The organism is Pseudomonas sp. 8O, assembly GCF_902506495.1.
Lineage (GTDB): Bacteria > Pseudomonadota > Gammaproteobacteria > Pseudomonadales > Pseudomonadaceae > Aquipseudomonas > Aquipseudomonas chaetocerotis.
Map to the genome: position 1 here is coordinate 386,910 of NZ_LR733265.1, position 17,045 is coordinate 403,954.

10 protein-coding genes are annotated in these 17,045 nt (G+C 64.1%); 1 reads left to right on the forward strand and 9 read right to left on the reverse strand.

The annotated features are described in order from the left end of the window. Positions 1-12: 12 nt before the first annotated feature. The 9 genes from GV002_RS15340 to GV002_RS15380 form a co-directional block, all read right to left on the reverse strand. Positions 13-5,679, reverse strand: coding sequence for an Ig-like domain-containing protein (locus GV002_RS15340; protein WP_160020173.1), 5,667 nt, complete (start codon positions 5,677-5,679; stop codon positions 13-15). A 176-nt stretch (positions 5,680-5,855) separates the two neighbouring features. After that, positions 5,856-6,506, reverse strand: a complete 651-nt coding sequence (locus GV002_RS15345; protein ID WP_160019229.1) for a phage tail protein — start codon at positions 6,504-6,506, stop codon at positions 5,856-5,858. A 51-nt stretch (positions 6,507-6,557) separates the two neighbouring features. Then, positions 6,558-6,887 carry a DUF6916 family protein gene (locus tag GV002_RS15350; RefSeq protein ID WP_160019230.1) on the reverse strand — a complete coding sequence of 110 codons (330 nt, stop codon included), beginning with the start codon at positions 6,885-6,887 and terminating at the stop codon, positions 6,558-6,560. Beyond that, the gene (locus GV002_RS15355; RefSeq protein ID WP_160019231.1) at positions 6,884-7,381 is read right to left on the reverse strand and encodes a GNAT family N-acetyltransferase; all 498 of its coding nucleotides are present in this window, start codon (positions 7,379-7,381) and stop codon (positions 6,884-6,886) included. The genes GV002_RS15350 and GV002_RS15355 overlap by 4 nt, the downstream gene beginning before the upstream one ends. A 141-nt stretch (positions 7,382-7,522) precedes the next feature. After that, positions 7,523-8,530, reverse strand: a complete 1,008-nt coding sequence (locus GV002_RS15360; protein ID WP_160019232.1) for a sulfotransferase family protein — start codon at positions 8,528-8,530, stop codon at positions 7,523-7,525. Further along, positions 8,518-9,318 carry an aspartyl/asparaginyl beta-hydroxylase domain-containing protein gene (locus GV002_RS15365; RefSeq protein ID WP_160019233.1) on the reverse strand — a complete coding sequence of 267 codons (801 nt, stop codon included), beginning with the start codon at positions 9,316-9,318 and terminating at the stop codon, positions 8,518-8,520. Before GV002_RS15365 ends, GV002_RS15360 begins: the two co-directional genes overlap by 13 nt. 14 nt (positions 9,319-9,332) lie before the next feature. Further along, on the reverse strand, positions 9,333-11,429 hold the full coding sequence (locus tag GV002_RS15370; protein ID WP_178094751.1) for an efflux RND transporter periplasmic adaptor subunit: 2,097 nt from the start codon (positions 11,427-11,429) through the stop codon (positions 9,333-9,335). Further along, positions 11,426-12,745: an efflux RND transporter periplasmic adaptor subunit gene (locus GV002_RS15375; RefSeq protein WP_160019235.1), complete on the reverse strand. Its 1,320-nt coding sequence runs from the start codon at positions 12,743-12,745 to the stop codon at positions 11,426-11,428. Before GV002_RS15375 ends, GV002_RS15370 begins: the two co-directional genes overlap by 4 nt. Beyond that, positions 12,742-13,524, reverse strand: a complete 783-nt coding sequence (locus GV002_RS15380; RefSeq protein ID WP_160019236.1) for an efflux RND transporter periplasmic adaptor subunit — start codon at positions 13,522-13,524, stop codon at positions 12,742-12,744. Before GV002_RS15380 ends, GV002_RS15375 begins: the two co-directional genes overlap by 4 nt. 222 nt (positions 13,525-13,746) lie before the next feature. On the opposite strand from GV002_RS15380, the gene GV002_RS15385 reads away from it, so the two are divergent. Beyond that, positions 13,747-17,040, forward strand: coding sequence for a DUF2126 domain-containing protein (locus GV002_RS15385; protein ID WP_160019237.1), 3,294 nt, complete (start codon positions 13,747-13,749; stop codon positions 17,038-17,040). Positions 17,041-17,045 lie beyond the last annotated feature (5 nt).

A 17,045-nucleotide genomic window follows, 5' to 3' on the forward strand; every position in this document is an offset into this window, starting at 1 on the left:
CTGTTTTGTCGATTACGCTTGTGGCATCTGCAACGGAATTTCTCCCAACGCCCAGGCAAGGTCTCTTACCTGGCGTTGTTCGCTATCCCCTATTTCCTGGAGTTGCTGGCTCAGAGTCGGTGCTCCGAGAATCTCTCCCCCGCCCAGACCATTGCTGTTTGAATTACCCCAGCGAAGCTGGATTTCGCCTGACTCCAGCGGTACGTCCTTGCTGAACATGCTGGAGAAGCTGCTGCTGCCGAACACGCCGCCGTCGCCCCCGCCGAAGCCGAGGAAACCAATGCCGCTGCCATTGCCGGCACCGCTGTCGCTGCTGGCGAAGACCTGGGCGATGTAGCTGGGCGCCAGCGCACCGTTGTTGATGAAGATGTTGCCCACCGTGGGTACGCCGCTGCCGAGATTCGGTTGCTCGAACAGTGGCGGCGGCAACAGTGGCGAGGTGGTACTGGAGGGTGGCGCGCCGGGCACATTGGGTTGAGGCGGTGCGGTCGGTGTAGTAGGCACGTTGGGCGTCGGGTTGGCGCGGAATTCCGGATCGCCGGTATTGAGCCCGCCCAGCGTGTAGCCGGCGCTGGAGAAGTTGTTCTGCAAGGTGTTACCGACGCTATCAACAATGCCGCTGCCAGCGGCCGTGAGCGACAAGCCAAGCGTGCCCTGGCCGGTCACACCGCCGACAGTGATGCGATAGGTGCGTGCATCGATCTGTACCAGCGAGAGCAGGGTACCGCTGGCGCTGCCCGTGGTGGCCAGAGCGAAGTCGGTCAGATCCACGCCGTTGACGTCTTCGCTGAACGTAACGGTGAAGCCGAGGGTGGTATTGGTGGTGGGCGATGTGCCGTCGAGGGCGATGCCGGTCACCTGTGGCGGTGCGGCATCCACCAACACGTCTGCTGTGGAGGGAACGCCATTGAGCGCGGTCTGGGCATCATTGCCGGCGGCATCGCGCAGGGTCGCGCCGTTGCTCTGGAGGTTGGTGCCGACGGCAATGCCGTTGCTGTCCTGCTGGCCATTGGCAACGGTCAGGCGGAACACCAGCGCGGTGCTGCCCGAGCCACTCAGGTAGTTGGCGTAGACGGTGCCGCCGGTATCCAGGGTGATCGCCAGGCGTGGTGTGCCGCCAGTGGTATCAACGGTTACGGCTTCGTCGAAGTTCACCGTGAAGTCGAGGGCGTCACCCGCCACGTAGGTGCCGTTGGCCGGCACGCCGACAGAGGTGATAGCCGGCGCCTTGCTGTCGATGGCGTAGTTGTTGGAGTCGGTGGTGCCGGTGCCGGTGTTGCCGGCGGCATCGGTGTAACCGGTGTTATCCAGAGTGATCAGGTTGGTTGCGTCGGTGACGTCGGCGTCAGGCGTCAGGGTCGCCGTCCAGGTGATGCCGCCGTCACTGCTGCTGAGGTTGCCGAGCGTGCCGTTGGCCACGCTAAAGTCCGCCGTGGTCAGCCCGATCACGGCCTCGCTGAAAGTGATGGTGACTGTGGTGCTCTGCCCTGCCTTGAGCGCGGTATCGGTGATCACGATGCCGGCCGTTGGGCGCTGGGTGTCGATGGCGTAGTTGTTGGAATCGGTGGTGCTAGTGCCGGCGTTGCCTGCCACGTCCTGCACGCCGGTATTGTCCAGGGTAATCAGGTTGCTGCTGTCGGTGACGTTGGCCGACGGCGTCAGGGTGGCGGTCCAGGTGATGTTGTCGGAGGTGAACAGGTTGCTGAGGCTGCCGTTGGCGACGCTGAAGTCTGCGGTGGTCAGCTCGGTGACCGCTTCGCTGAAGGTGATGGTGACGGTGGTGCTCTGCCCAGCCCTGAGCGCGGTATCGGTGACCACGATGCTGGCTGTCGGCCGCTGGGTATCGATGGCGTAGTTGACCGAGTCGGTGGTGCCACTGCCGAGGTTGCCTGCCTGGTCCATCACGCCAGCGTTGTTGAGAGTGATGATGTTGCTTACATCGGTGATATTGGCGCTCGGAGTGAAGGTGGCCGTCCAGGTCAGGCCGCCGTCACTGCTGCTGGGGTTGCTGAGGCTGCCGTTGGCTACGTTGAAGTCGCCGACGTCCAGGCCGAGCACCGCCTCGTTGAAGGTAATGGTGACGGTGGCGGTCTCGCCGATGCGCAGAGCCGTGTCGCTCAGGGTGATGCTGGTTGCTGTCGGACGCACACCGTCGACCACCAGGGCCTTGTTGGCGCCTAGGGAACCCGCCGCGCCGGGGGCTGCCAGGGTGAGAATGGCGGACTGGTTGGCGCCGTCCCGGATACTGCCACCGTTGAGGCTCAGAGCCGAGCTAGAGACGTAGTCGAGGTCGGCGGAGCTGTCGCCCGCCTGCACGGTATAACTGAAGCTCAGGGTGTTGGTGCCCGAGCCAGACACATAGTTGAGCACCCGGTCGGTGGCGCCCGTCTCCAGAGTCAGCGTCGGGAGGCCGGTCACGTTTACTGCCGAGTCGAACTGCACGTTGACGGTGATGACATCACCGATCTTGTAGGTGCCGTTGGCGGTGCTGGACGACACGTTGGTGATGGTTGGGGCGATGGGAGCGGTCAGGGTCAGGTCGTTGCCGCTGCCACCGATATAGCTGGTGGTCAGCTCGGTGCCGTTACCCGCCGTATTGAATTTGCCGCCTTCGCTGATGCCGCTGAAGGTTCCGACTACCGCGTCGGCTGCATCGTTGACGATCACCGTGTAGCTGTCGCCGCTGCTGGCCGCGTAGCCGTGATTGACTGCCAGGGTTGCGCCGGATACGTCTACGACTCCGTTGACCACGATCTGGTCATGGCCGGTTCCGGCACTGGTGCCGTTGATGTTCAGAGCCAGGGTGCTGCCGAAGTCCAGGGTCAGGTTGCCATTGACGGTCAGGATACCGACGCCTGCACCGCCCGGAGCAAGGATGCCGCCGTTCTGCACCTCGACGTCGCCGCCCAGAGTGCCGCTGCCGGCCAAGGTGGAGCCACTGGCCACGGTGGTGGCGCTACTGGTGCTGCCATCGACCACCAGAGTGCCGGCAGAGACAGTGGTGGTTCCGGCGTTTATGTTGCTGTTGGAGAGGGTCAGTTCACCCGCTCCTGCCTTGGTCAGTGCACCGGCTCCTGCAATCACGCTGGAAATCGTCGCGCTATAGCCCGAGCCGACGTTGAAGACCTGTGTGGTACCGCCGGCCAGGGTTATGGTGCCGCCGGTCAGCGTCATGCCGTTGGCCTGAGTCATGTCGAAGGTCAGGCTTTCGTTCAGAGCAACGACGTTGAGGTTCAGTGCCTGGCCGGCCAGGTTGCTGGCGAACACGATGGTCTGGCTGCCGGTGACATCAGCTGCGGCGATAGCGACGGCCTCGCTGAAGCTCACACCGTTGCTGAGGTCGATGGCCGCTGTGTCGTTGGTATTGGTGACGTAGATGATGTCGCTGGTGACCACGACGTCGGCGGCGACGGTGCTGGTGCCGTCATTCAGGCTGTAGCGGATGGTGGTGTCACCCGCCGGCGTGTCATTGCGGTAGGTAACCCGCTGTGCCACATCGTTGACCAGTGCAGTGGTCGCGGCTGTGCCGCTGCCAGTGAACGTGATGGTCAGTACGCCGCCCACGTTGGTGAAGGTGGCGAAGGTCTGCCCGCCCGATTGCAGGTTGCTGCCGCTGATGGTGAACAGGGCCCCAGCGGTGTTGAAACCCAGCACGTCGTTGCCCAGTGCTGTGCCGTTGCGCTGGATCGTCAGGCTGGCTCCGGCCCAGTTGCCGTTGCCACCGTTGAGCGCGCCGAACTCGGTGTCGCTGAACAGGGCGTTCCCGCCTGCATCCAGTACCACGGTGTTACCGGCACCGGCCCAGGCCACGCTGTCGCCATTGAGGTTGGAAATAGCTGGCGCCGAGTTGATCACGATGTCCTTGTTGGCCCCCAGGGAGCCCGCCGCGCCTGGTGCGGCCAGGGTCAGGGTGGCGTCGTTGCCGGCGGTATCGCGAATGGTGCCGCCGTTGAGTCCCAGGGCATTGGTGCCTATGTAGTCCAGGTCTGCATTGCTGTCGCCCGCCTGCACCGTATAGGTGAAGGTCAGGCTGCTGGTGCCGGAGCCGCTCGCGTAGTTCACCACCCGGTCAGTGCTACCGGTCTCCAGAGTCAGCTGCGGTGTGCCGCTGACGGTGACGCTCTCAGCGAAGTTCACCTGCACGGAGATCACATCCCCTACCTTGTAGGTGCCGTTGGCGGTGCTGGAGGTCACCGACGTGACGCTGGGTGCCAGGGTGTCGATGGCGTAGTTGCTGGAGTCGGCGGTACCGATACCTGCAAGGGAGGTACTGACTCCCGTGACACCGCTCAGGTCGACGGTGATGATGTTGGTACTGTCGGTGACACTTGCATCTGGGGTGAACAGGCCGGTCCAGGTCAGGCCGCCATCGGCGCTGCTCAACCCGCTGATGCTGCCGTTGGGCACGGTCAGGTCGGTAGTGGTGAAACCAGTCACCGCCATATTGAAGATGAAGGTGACGGTGGAGGTCTCGCCGACCTTCAGGTTGTTGTCGGAGAACGTTGCCGACACCAGGGCGGGGCGGGGCACATCGGCGAAACCGATGTTGTCGAGCGCGACATATAGATTGCCATCGCCGGAAGAGGGATCCGAGATACGAATCTCGTCGACGTTCTGGAAGATCGACGCGGTCAGCCCGTTGGATTGGGTGAAATCGGAAATGAAGTCGCTGCCATCGGTCGCCAGCGTCACGCTGCCCAGCGAGACGCCATCACGGAAGGCTTCGAAGGTGATTTGCGGATGAGCGCCCAGGTAGTCGACGATTTTGATACCGGTGAAGGAGAAATCAGTTCCGTTCTGGCTGCGAATGATGACGATCGGCGTTCCGTCACCTGAGGCGTCGACAATACCCTCAGCGTTCGGTGTTCCGTCACCGAATAAATTGCTGTAGTACTCCCACTGAGAGTTACTGTTGGTATTGCCTGAGTTTGCCGAGTAGATCTCGATTACCACGCCGGGTATATCGGTGGAGTTGGCCTGCCCATCGGTCACTGTCGTACCGAGCACTGCATCCGGGCCGCTGAAATTGAGCGTCCCCGCGAACAACCGCCCACTGAAGGCTTGTTGGGCCGATGCCGAGAACGGTGTTCCTGCATCGATCGAGCCACTGGTGACTTCCAGCGTCCAGTCACCGCCTTGAGAGGTAGAACCGGTTGCATCGTTGGAAGCGGCTACATCCGCGCCGCTGAGTTGGGCTATCTGGTTGACGAATGCCTGCCCAGCTGCGCCGCTACCAACATCGCAGCCGTAGAAGAGAATGTCGCCATCTGCATCGAGACTCTGCCCAATCTGCGCAAGGTCCGCCGCACGTGCGTCCAGGCCTGCTTTATCGAGGGTAAGGCTGCCAAGCGTCACCTGCCCGGGCAGCCCGTGACTAACGATATGGATGGCATCGATGCCAGTGCGTCCCGCCAGGTAGTCGCTGATTTGCTTCAGACCATCGCCTGTGGGGTTGAGCACTACCACCTCGGTGCCCGGTTTTATGCCCGGCAACAGTTGTTGGTAGTCCTGGACTTGCCCGTCGACGAACACGATTTCCTGACGGTTGTCGGCAGTGCCTGTCGGCGTCGCCGCTAGGTTGTCATGGCTGGAAGAAGCATCCGCTGTCGGCTGGGCATCCGCGGTCTGCGTATCCGCGACCTCAACCGCAGTGGCTGCGACCGCACCGTCGAACATCATCCGTGGCTCCAGAGCCATCGCCAGAGCGGACATTGCGGGGTTGGCCGCAGTTCTTACGGGAGCAGTCTTCTTCCAAAACATGGAGCACCTCCTACCACTTTCAAGAAGAGGAGAGCTCCATTGGCCCTTCCCTTGTACTTGCCTGCCGACCCGAATGCACGAGTCGGCTCGATCACTCAGTTACGCGACGGGAAGATGCCTTCCAGCGCAATGACGAAGTTGGTGCCCAGATAGGGATTGCGGATGCCGATCGGTTGGCTGCCACCAACAGGCGATACAGTCACGGTTCCCTGGGGAATGACTGAGCCCTGCCCGTGAACGCCGCCCAGGCTGGCCTTGGAGGCATCCGGGGCGGTTGAGGTGAATAGACCATTGATGGTCACGGCGGTTGGACCGGCCTTGGCAGTGGTGTTCGACAGGTACACCGTGGCTCCTGCGGTGGGCGCCGCCATGGCACCTGGCGTACCAGTTGCGACGTCGACGCTGGAACCCGTGAGGCTCACGGCACTGGCCTGGCCGGCGAATTGAGCGACGGGCTGATGGATAGGCATTTGGGTGACGTTCAACGTGACGCTCTCTACACCCGCCACTTCCCCGATTGTGACCGTCGTCAGGCCTGGGCCGGTGCCTTGCCCCACCGGGCTACGCCCGGAGAAGTTCGGCAGCCCGAAGGTAGTTTGGCCATTGCCGCCGTAGATGGTGCCCAGCAGCGCGAACAGTGCCGAGTTCTGTTGGATGGCCATGATCTGTCCCTGGCAGGTCGCCCAGCCCCGAGGGGCGAAGTTGAAGCCCACCATACGGATCTCGCCCATGAATGGATCGCTCATTACCTATCTCTCCTTGATGCAGCCGCGCACGCGGCACTGGTGTTTATTGTTCTAGAGCAGGGGCTCGGCCGGCTTTGGCCGCTTTACATGGAACAGCGCCTGCAACAGATGCCGGTCGCCTTCCTCATCCGGGCCTATGGGGGTGAGCATCGCCTCCCATTCACCACCTTCCGGGCTGCGTAGCCGATAGCAATGTTGGGGCAGCTGGAGCCCCTCGGGCTGGGCAAAAATTGCACTGTAACAGTGGTAGCGGGCAGTCATCGCCACGCCTTCATAGGCCTCCACCAGGGTGATGGTCACACCTCCACCTTCGTCCCAGCGCAACTGCCAGGGTTGCTGGAGGTGGCGCTCGAAGTCTTCGAGGCTGGGCACCTGGCTCATGCCGGCACCGCCAGAGCGGGCACGGCTTCGCGGTGCATCTGCAGGTAGATATGGTTGGAGCCGCTGGCCCTAAAGGCAAAGCGCTCGTATAGGCGCTTGGCCGGATTAGTGGGTTCGACGAACAGGCGCATCGACTTCTCTGCGGCATCCGCTTCATCGACCAGTGCAGCCAGATAGCGGGTGCCGATTCCCTTACCCCGCCATTCAGGGAGCAGCGAAATATCGATGAGGTTGATCATGGTTGGGCCGCGGAAGATGTAGAGGCGGCCGATAGCCAGGTCACCGTGGCAGATCAGGGAGAAGTCGGAGCCCTGATAATGCTCCTGGTAATAGCGGTGCTGGGCGTCGAACTGCTGCGCAAGAAAGGCATCAATGGCGGGTTGACCCCAACCGCTGAGCGCCATTTCCTGAGCGCGGGTACTCGCATAAAGCCTGCGCAGGAAGCTTAGATCAGTCTCCTCGGCAGGCCGAAGATGCAATTCGTGGGAACGCATGGCGTGGGTGTCCTTTTTGCTTCCGTGCTACCGCGGCGTGAGCCGGAACCGGTTCGTTTTGCCACTATGCGACTTGCAGGTCGGAGATTAGCTGAAGTCCGGGGTCGATCGCCACTATCCGGATAGACGGTAGGCGCGTATTTAACTCCTGCTGGAACTTTCGTGATCTTCCCTTGTCGTTCGCCATTCTTCAAGCGCTCTATAGGCTTTGCCCGCCCAGTACTCCACGGTTTCGCGGAGGCCCTCGTCGGCAGCTTCGCGTTTGCTCTGGCTGTCGGCAGTGAATGATTGCGACGGCTGTTTGGCATCGAAGCCGGCGGTTTCGCGCAGCCGTGGCAGATGTGCGTCGTGCACGTCGAACAACGAGGCCAACCGACCCCAGCAGGCATTGGGCAGCTCCTGATAGTTCACCGCTACCGCGCCATGCTGTTGGCAAAGCGCCAGCCCTTGCCGGAGGATCGCGCCGACCGTGCGGCTGGTGTACTCGGCGGGAGTCATGCGCAGCGCTTCTTGTGCAGGTAAATCCAGTGCGGATGGGCCCAGCAACCCGGGTACGCGATGCATGCCCGGTTGGCGTAGTTGGGAGACGACGATCTCCAGCGGGTCGCGATAGAGGAAAACACGCGGCACTTCGGGGTAAAGCGCCAGCAGCAAGGGGGCCTCGAACATGTTCCACGCATCGAGCTTGATGAACAGCCGTTGCTCGTTGCCTTGACGTCGTTGCCCGTAGGCGGATACCAGCGCCGCGAGCCAGGCGGGTTGATGAGGCGTCGCCTTGGGATCCAGCCGGTGCGCACGCAGCAGATTGTCCAACGGCGGTGGTTCGGAGAGCACGATGTTGTCATCCAGCGTCGCCAGCATCTGCGCCATCAGTGTCGAGCCGCAGCGCGAGGCGTGGAATATCAGTGCTGTGGGCGGCATGCCAGGGCTCACGGCCTGCCAGTCCAGCAACGCCTGGAAGTCTGTCTCCCGGCGGAAGGCCTGATTGAAGGGCAGGCGCAACGCTTGGTCGACGTCGTCACGAAAGAATGGCCGGGCCAGTCGCTGCTCGCCGAACCAGCACCAGTCTAGTCGCCATTCACCACTCTGAAAAAAGGCGCGGATCGGCAGCCAGCCGCTGAAGTCTTGCTCGGTATTCACGCTCGCCATTGGTCGCCCCATGCTTGCCTGCCGCGGCGCATGGCAGCCTTTACCTCTGCTTCGGAAAAGGTCAGCCCCAACGCAGCAGCGAGGCGCACGGCCTCGGCCTGGAGTTCACGCGCGTCACCGAGGGCGCGTAGGCGTACGGCAAGAGCTGTGTCCTGCGCCACATGCTCGCGGAAGACGGCAAAGGCCAGCTCCGCCCTACCTGGCCGCAGTGCAGGAGTGTCTGGCAGCCCGGCCGCTACTAGTTGCAGCAGCCAGGCGTTGGGCTGGCAATCCAGCACCAGATGCACGCGCGCGCCGGGCCCCGGATTATCCACCCGGTGTGGCCGTGAGAGGTCGATGAACCAGCACTCGCCCACCTTCATGGGCACCTGCAGGCCGTCGACGAGAAACTCCACGTCAGGAGGGCTGAGCAGGGGAATGTGCAGGCGCAGGTCGCCACCGGGCTGGCCGAGGTCGGGGTCGCAGTGTTCGTGAATGCGAGCGCCGGCACCCAGGCGCAGGAGTCGCGCGCTGCGGATCGTGGTCTTGAACAGCGTGAGCACCTGATGCCAGGCCTGTTCCTCCTGCCACCAGTCGGTAAACACCGGCGCTCCTTGCCCAGGGCCGAGAGGCAGGAGGGCGTCTTCCGGGGTGATCAGTGCGACGCCGCTCCACTCACCCTGGTAGTAGCCCGTGTTGAAGTGATGCTGCCAGGCGTCGTCAGGAATCCGCCCGAGTGCCTCCAGCAGTGAAGGTGATCGAGGCGCCAGTGGCAATCGGGAGCATCGTGGTAAAGCGTCCAGGCTCATGCTGCATCCTTGTGTTAAAAGCCGCTCTCGCGCACACCGAGCGCCGCGATCCGCCGCCAGGCAGCACCGAGTAGCGACTGCCGCTCTCCGTCCAGTATCACCACGCCGCGCAGGGGGTGATCGGGATGGATGTGGTTATCCAATAGCGTCAGACGTACGCCGTACTGTGCTTGCACAGGTTCTGCGCGGCGCTGTGCGTCACGGCGTACGGCGATGGGGCCGCCATGATCCGAGCTGAGCGCTTCCAGTTCCAGATAGGCGACGCCGGTGGCGTCCACTTCTTCCAGGCGCACTTTCACCGCCGGGCGTGCCGGGTCGTCAGTGATGAAGCGTCCTTCGCTGCCCGTTTCGATCCGCCAGAGATTTTCTTCGGCCAGATAGCCGCGCAGGCGCAGCCCCGGTTCGACGATGCGTGCCAGTGATTCGGCAGGGTGCAGCCAGCGGTCCGCGCTCAGGTCGCGTTGCAGGTCGCGTACCACGCCGGCCTGCGGTGAGCGCAATTGCAGGCGCTCACGCTGGGCGGCCAGGCCGCGGTACTCGGCCACGGCTTCGGCCAGGCGTTGTTCGAGGATGCCCGCATCGGCCGCCGTTTCGCTGCGTGCCGACTGGCGGCGCAGTTGCAGCTGAAGAATTTCGGTCTCGCGCCGGACGATGGCCTGGCGCGAGTCCAGGTCGGGCGAATCCAGCTCCATCAACAGGTCGCCGGCTGCCACGCTCTGCCCGTCCTGCACATGCACGGTTTTCAAGCGCGCTGCCACTGGCGCATGCAGGGCACTGGTGCGTGAGGCTTCGAGCACCGCAGGGATTTCCACCGAGCTGCGCCAGGGCACGATCAGCACCAGCAGTACCGCGCCAAGGCTCAGGCCGGTGATCAGCACCTTGCGTGAGTCGGCCTGTTCACGGCGTTGCCACCATTCGCCCAGCTCGCGCCAGATGGGCAGGCCGATGAACCAGAGCAGCTCAACCACCATCAGGAAGATGCCGAGTACCTTGAAGAACAGGTGATAGACCGCCAGCGCGATGCCGAGGAACAGGATTGCGCGCCATATCCAGGAACCGTAGCCCCAGATCAGCAGACGCCGGGTCATGCTGGGCGACCAGGGTTCCGGTGCCGGCTCGCCATAGCCGAACAGGGCTTCGCGCAGGTGCCAGCGACACAGGGCGAAGGCGCGGTGTTGCAGGTTGTCCACACGCCATAGATCACTGATCAGGAAGTAGCCATCGAAGCGCATGAAGGGATTGAGGTTGATTACCAACGTGGTGATCCAGGTCGCGCTGGCCAGCATGAAGGCCGAGGTACGCAAGGGGCCGTCCGGCAGCAATGACCAGGCCAGCAACGCCAGCACCGCCAGCAGCAGTTCAGCGAACACGCCGCCTGCACCGATCAGTAGTCGCGAACGCCGGTCGCGCACGCGCCAGGCATCGCTGACATCGGTGTAGAACATCGGCAGCAGCACCATGAAGGCCAGGCCCATGCTCTGTACCCGGCAGCCGGCGCGCTTGGCCATGAAGGCGTGGCCGAACTCGTGACAGAGCTTGGCGAAGGTCAGCGCGATGCCGAAGGCCAATGCGCCACCGAGGCTGAACAGGTGGGGGAAGGTGGCGAGAAAGCGCTGCCAATCGCGCATCATCAGGAACAATCCCAGCACAAAGACCAGCGGCAGGCCCCAGCGCAGCAGCCAGGGGCCGTGGCGTTCGAGCACGGGCCAGGCGCGATTGAGGAAGGGATCGGGCCGCCACAGCGGAATGCGGAAGAACAGGTATTGATGCAGTACCCGCTTCCACGCGCTTTGGCGCTGGGCGGCGGCTTTCATCGCGTAGCTGGCACGCTGGTTTTCGTCCAGGGCGGCGATCAGGTCATGGCTGCTGAGAAAACGCAGCATGTCCTCGAGTTCGGCCTGACCCAAGGGCAGGCCAGGCTCGGCATTGGCGGCCGCCAACACCCGCTGCGGCTCGCCCAGTGTCCAGTGACGCAGCAGGCGCACGGCGGCGGCGCCGAGCTTGAAGTAGCGACCGCGTAGCGGGTCGGCCAGCGTCCATTGCGGGGCGCCGTCGAGGCCAGGCGCCGCCGGTGATAGCTGCAGATCGGGGCGCAGGGCAGGCAGCATCAGAAACCCAGGCTCTGGCGGGCCGCGGCCAGAGGCCGACGCAGCAGGTAATAGGCCAGCGGTGCGCGATCACCGAACAGCTTGGCGGTACCGCGTAGGCCAACGCGTGGTGGGGTATCGACGAAGCGCGCATCCAGTCGGTAGGCCAATTGCCCGGCGGCGGTGGCCTGTGCTTCGTAGGCGGAGCGCTCCAGCTGGGCCTCATGACGATTGAGTGGGTCGCTGTCGAGAAACAGCGCTACTTCGGCGCCCGGCTGCAGGGCGATGGCGTCACCCACCGGCAGTTCGATGCGTAACTCGGCCTGGCTCGGGTCGGCGATCTGCATCAGCCGTTCGCCAGTCTGCACGGGCTTGCCGGTCAAGCGTTCGGCGTCGGCGAAAACGGCGATGCCTGAACGTTCAGCGCGTACTTCGCTGCGGGCCAGCAGTTGCCTGGCATAGTCGCGTTCGGCGCGCTTCTGTTCGACGCGTGCGGCCAGCAGGTCGAGGCGGGCGCCTGATTCGGTATCGGCGAAGGCGCGCTGGCTGTTGGCCTTGAGTTCGGCCTCGGCCACGCCCAGGGCGCGTTCGGCCACATCGGCCTGGGCCTTGAGGCTGGTGGCTTCGAAGCGCACCAGCAGATCACCGGCGGCGACGCTTTGATTGGGCTTGACCAGAAATTCGGCGATCACGCCGTCCAGCGGTGCGGCGACCACCCGGCCACCCAGCGGGACGACTTCGGCAGGTGCCAGTACCGACTGGCGTACCGGGATCAGCAGCAGGAGCGAGAGCGCCGCCGCGACGGCCAGCAGCTTCTTGCGCGGCCAACGCATGCGCCAGGGCTTGTGCGGCTGTAGCGCCAGCCAGGCGTGGGCGTAGGTATCGGCCAACTGCCTGAGCAATGATTGCTCCGCTTCGCTGAAGGCGGTGTCGCGAGCCAGCCACAGGCCGCCGAAGGTTTCGCCGCTGCGGCTTTTCAGCGGCAGCCAATAGGCATGCGGGGCGGACAGGTCGTTCATGTCGGCGCGGGCCTGCTCGTCCAACTGGGCAGGGTCGATGCTGTGGCCTTCATCCAGTCGGCCATGCTTGAGCAAGGCCGAAGTGGCGCGTTCGACGAAGGCCACGAACGGTGCATGCGCTTCCACTACGCTGATACCGGTCAATGCCTGCACCCTGCCGGCGATCAGCAGGGCTGCGTGGCGGAAGCCGAACAGGGCTTGGCCGTCATTGACCATGGTGAAGGCCAGTTGCTCAATATTTCCGGCCTTGCGCGCCTGTTGCTCGAGCCCGAGGAACAGGGCAAATACACGTTCGGCCGTGCTGGGCAGCGGTGCGTTCATTCCGTCACCTGGAACTGGGCCGTGCCACTCATGCCGGCGAGCAGGCCCTTGGCATCATCGGACAGGCTACCGATCAGCAGAAGGGTTTGGCTGCCCTCATCGATACGCGCGCCCAGGCGCTTGACCGTGGCCTTGAGCGGCTTGCCGGTTTCGTCGGGGGTGAAGTCGAAGGTTTGGCCCGGCTGCAAGCGGCTAAGCCAGTTGGACGGCACCAGCAGATAAATTTCCAGCGTGCCGTTATCCACGACATCCAGCAGCGGGGTACCACTGGCCACGCTTTCGTGGGGTTGTGCGCGGCGCAGAACCACACGGCCATTGAAGGGAGCGACAACGCTGCAGCGCTTCACCTGTACCTGATACACCTGGGTTTCCGCCTGAGCCTGGGCCTGCCGAGCCTCGGCCAGCGCCACTTCGAAGCGGCCGACCGAATTGAGGGCGGCCAACTGCTTCTTGTGGTTCAGCTCTTCACGGGTTGCGCGAGTGGCGGCTTGGGCCGCATTGAGCTGGGCCTGGTAAGCGCTGCAGTCAAAGCGCACCAGAACGTCGCCCTTGTTGAAGTCCTGGCCATCGCTGAACGGCATTTCGATGATGCGGCCAGGCAGTTCGCTGGACAGTACCGCCTGGTTTTGCGCGCGCAAGATGCCGCGCACCTGTCGCTCACCGGATTGGGCGACGGAGGGAGTCGGTGAATCGAGCAGCGGGTCGTCGGCCCAGAGTAGTGGGCTGAACGCCAAGAACAGCAGGCCGAGGAGGGGCGAAAGAGGGCTGTGGCGCGGCATGGCATACGTCCTTGCATGAAGTCAGCGCAGTCTACGGCAGAAGTCGGGCCCGGCAAATTGGCCGTAACTGCGCATCCATATGGTGCATGATGTCGACTCTGGTGCGCGCACGGCCTGCTTCTGGTGCGTGAGGTGTCTGGCCGGCCTAGCTGGCGCGTGGTCTGGGCCCTGGCATAAGTCTTGCGCTGCACTGAGTATCGTCCAGGCTAGCAGGAGGCCGCCGTGTCGATTCATGTCGCGCTGCACCATGTCACCCACTACCGCTACGACCGTGCGGTGAACCTTGGGCCACAAGTCGTACGCTTGCGGCCGGCACCGCATAGCCGCACACGCATCCTTTCCTACGCGCTGAAGGTCGAGCCGGGCGAACACTTCATCAACTGGCAACAGGACCCGCAGGGCAACTACCTGGCGCGCCTGGTGTTTCCCGAGAAGACTCGCGAGTTCAAGGTCGAGGTAGACCTGGTCGCCGAGATGGCGGTGTTCAATCCCTTCGACTTCTTCCTCGAGCCCTACGCCGAGCGCATCCCCTTCGCCTACACCGAGGGCGAACAGCGTGAGCTGACGCCGTATCTGGTCAAGCTGCCGGCCACGCCACTGTTCGCCAAGTACCTGGCTGGCATTTCCCGCGAGCCGGTGCCCAGCATCGATTTTCTGGTCGAGCTGAACCAGCGCCTGTCGGCCGACATCCGCTACCTGATCCGCATGGAGCCGGGCGTGCAGACGCCGGAACAGTCGCTCGAGCTGGCCGCCGGTTCGTGCCGTGATTCGGCCTGGCTGTTGGTGCAGTTGCTGCGTCACCTGGGCCTGGCGGCGCGCTTCGTCTCCGGCTACCTGATCCAGCTCACTGCTGACGTCAAAGCCCTCGACGGCCCCTCCGGCACTGACAAAGACTTCACCGACCTGCACGCCTGGTGCGAGGTGTATTTGCCTGGCGCCGGCTGGGTCGGTCTCGACCCGACTTCAGGCCTGTTCGCTGGCGAAGGCCACATTCCACTGGCGTGCAGCCCGGAGCCATCCTCGGCGGCGCCGATCACGGGTGGGCTGGACGAGTGCGAGGTGGAATTCGAACACCTGATGAGCGTCGAACGCGTGTGGGAGGCGCCGCGCGTTACCAAGCCCTACAGCGAGGCGCAGTGGCAGGCGATCCAGGCGCTGGGCCGGCAGATCGACGATGACCTGCACAAGCACGATGTGCGCCTGACCATGGGCGGCGAGCCGACCTTCGTTGCCCTCGATTACCCCGATGATGACGAATGGAACACTGCCGCGCTCGGGCCGAACAAGCGCCGCCTGGCTGCCGACCTGTTCTACCGCCTGCGCAGCCATTACGCGCCCAAGGCGCTGGTGCATTTCGACCAGGGCAAGTGGTACCCCGGCGAGCAGTTGCCGCGCTGGTCGCTGAACTGCTTCTGGCGCCGCGATGGCGAACCGCTGTGGCATGACCCCAAATTGCTGGCCGATGAGAAGCGTGGCTATGGCGCTACGGCAGAAACGGCCGCGCGCTTTCTCGCCACCTTGGCGGACCGTCTGGGCGTGGACGGCGGTAACGTCTTTCCCGCCTATGAAGACTGGTTCTACTACCTGTGGCGCGAGCGCAAGCTGCCGGACAACGTCACCCCGGACGATCCGCGCCTGAGCGACCCGCTGGAGCGCGAGCGCCTGCGCAAGGTGTTCGATCAGGGGCTCGACGCGGTGGTTGGTCATGTGCTGCCGCTGGCGCGTCAGGTGGTCGGCGAGGGCTGGCAAAGTGGGCGCTGGTTCCTGCGTGACGAACATTGCCGCCTGTTGCCTGGCGATTCGGCGCTGGGCTATCGCCTGCCGCTGGATTCCATGCCCTGGGTCAGTCAGGCCGACTATCCCTACGTCAATCCGGTCGACCCCAGTCAGGCGCTGCCGCCGCTACCCAGCCCGGCGCAGATCCAGCGTCAGCTACGCGGTGTCTGGCGCGGCGCCAGTGCCGGCCCGCAGAGCACGAGGCCGGCCAGTGGGCAATCGGCTGCCGGTATCGTGCGCACCGCGCTCTGTGCCGAGCCGCGCGAGGGTCGCCTGTATCTGTTCATGCCGCCGCTGAGCCATCTCGAAGACTACCTGGAGCTGGTCGCGGCCATCGAGGCCGTAGCTGCCGAGCTCAATTGTCCGGTCTTGCTGGAAGGCTATGAGCCGCCGCTGGACCCGCGCCTGCAGTTCTTCCGCGTCACCCCCGATCCGGGCGTGATCGAGGTCAACATCCACCCGGCTGCTAGCTGGGATGAACTGGTCGAACGCTGCGAATTTCTCTACGAGGCAGCGCGCCAGTCGCGCCTGTCCAGCGAGAAGTTCATGATCGACGGGCGCCACACCGGCACCGGCGGCGGCAACCACTTCGTCCTCGGCGGGGCGACGCCGGGGGATTCGCCCTTCCTGCGTCGCCCCGACTTGCTGCGCAGCCTGATCAGTTACTGGCACAACCATCCGTCGCTGTCCTACCTGTTCAGCGGCCTGTTCATCGGCCCGACCTCGCAGGCGCCGCGTGTGGATGAAGCGCGCAACGATGCCTTGTATGAGCTGGAGATCGCCTTCGCGCAGATGCCCGAGCCGGGCCGCGACTGCCCGCCGTGGCTGGTCGACCGGCTGCTGCGCAACCTGCTGGTTGACGTCACCGGCAACACCCATCGCGCCGAGTTTTGCATCGACAAGCTGTACTCGCCGGATTCGGCCAGTGGCCGCCTCGGCCTGCTCGAGTTGCGGGCTTTCGAGATGCCGCCGCATGCGCAGATGAGCCTGGCTCAACAACTGCTGCTGCGCGCGCTGATCGCCCGTTTCTGGCAGGAGCCCTACCAGCCGGCGAAACTGGTGCGCTGGGGCAGCGAGTTGCACGACCGCTTCCTGCTGCCGCATTTCATCGAGCAGGATTTCGCCGACGTGCTGCAAGAGCTGGGCGCCTTTGGCTATCGCCTGCGCAGCGAGTGGTTCGCCCCGCATCTGGAGTTCCGTTTTCCCAAGGCCGGTGATTTTGCCGTCAAGGGTATCGATCTGGAGCTGCGCCAGGCGCTGGAGCCTTGGCACGTGCTGGGCGAGGAGGGCGCTACCGGTGGTACGGTGCGCTACGTCGACTCGTCGCTGGAGCGCATGCAGGTGAAAGTAGGTGGTATGGCGCCGGATCGCTACGTGCTGACCTGCAACGGCGTGCCGGTGCCCTTGCGGCCGACGGGCAAGGTCGGTGAGTTCGTCGGCGGTGTGCGTTTCCGTGCCTGGCAGCCGGCCAGTTGCCTGCAGCCGACCATCGGCGTACACGCGCCGCTGGTGTTCGATCTGGTCGATACCTGGATGCAGCGCTCGCTAGGCGGTTGCCAGTACCATGTGGCGCATCCCGGCGGTCGCAACTACGACAGCCTGCCGGTCAATGCCTACGAGGCGGAGAGCCGTCGCCTGGCGCGCTTCTTCCGATTGGGTCACAGCCCAGGCAAGCGCCCTGTCGTGCAGCCGATAGATAATAATGAACTGCCGATGACCCTGGATCTGCGTCGCGTTTGACGACA

Coding starts and splice junctions, on each gene's coding strand:
- GV002_RS15340 (WP_160020173.1), bottom strand. CDS start 5,679: ATGATGTTCGACGGTGCGGTCGCAGCCACTGCGGTTGAGGTCGCGGAT.
- GV002_RS15345 (WP_160019229.1), bottom strand. CDS start 6,506: ATGAGCGATCCATTCATGGGCGAGATCCGTATGGTGGGCTTCAACTTC.
- GV002_RS15350 (WP_160019230.1), bottom strand. CDS start 6,887: ATGAGCCAGGTGCCCAGCCTCGAAGACTTCGAGCGCCACCTCCAGCAA.
- GV002_RS15355 (WP_160019231.1), bottom strand. CDS start 7,381: ATGCGTTCCCACGAATTGCATCTTCGGCCTGCCGAGGAGACTGATCTA.
- GV002_RS15360 (WP_160019232.1), bottom strand. CDS start 8,530: ATGGCGAGCGTGAATACCGAGCAAGACTTCAGCGGCTGGCTGCCGATC.
- GV002_RS15365 (WP_160019233.1), bottom strand. CDS start 9,318: ATGAGCCTGGACGCTTTACCACGATGCTCCCGATTGCCACTGGCGCCT.
- GV002_RS15375 (WP_160019235.1), bottom strand. CDS start 12,745: ATGAACGCACCGCTGCCCAGCACGGCCGAACGTGTATTTGCCCTGTTC.
- GV002_RS15380 (WP_160019236.1), bottom strand. CDS start 13,524: ATGCCGCGCCACAGCCCTCTTTCGCCCCTCCTCGGCCTGCTGTTCTTG.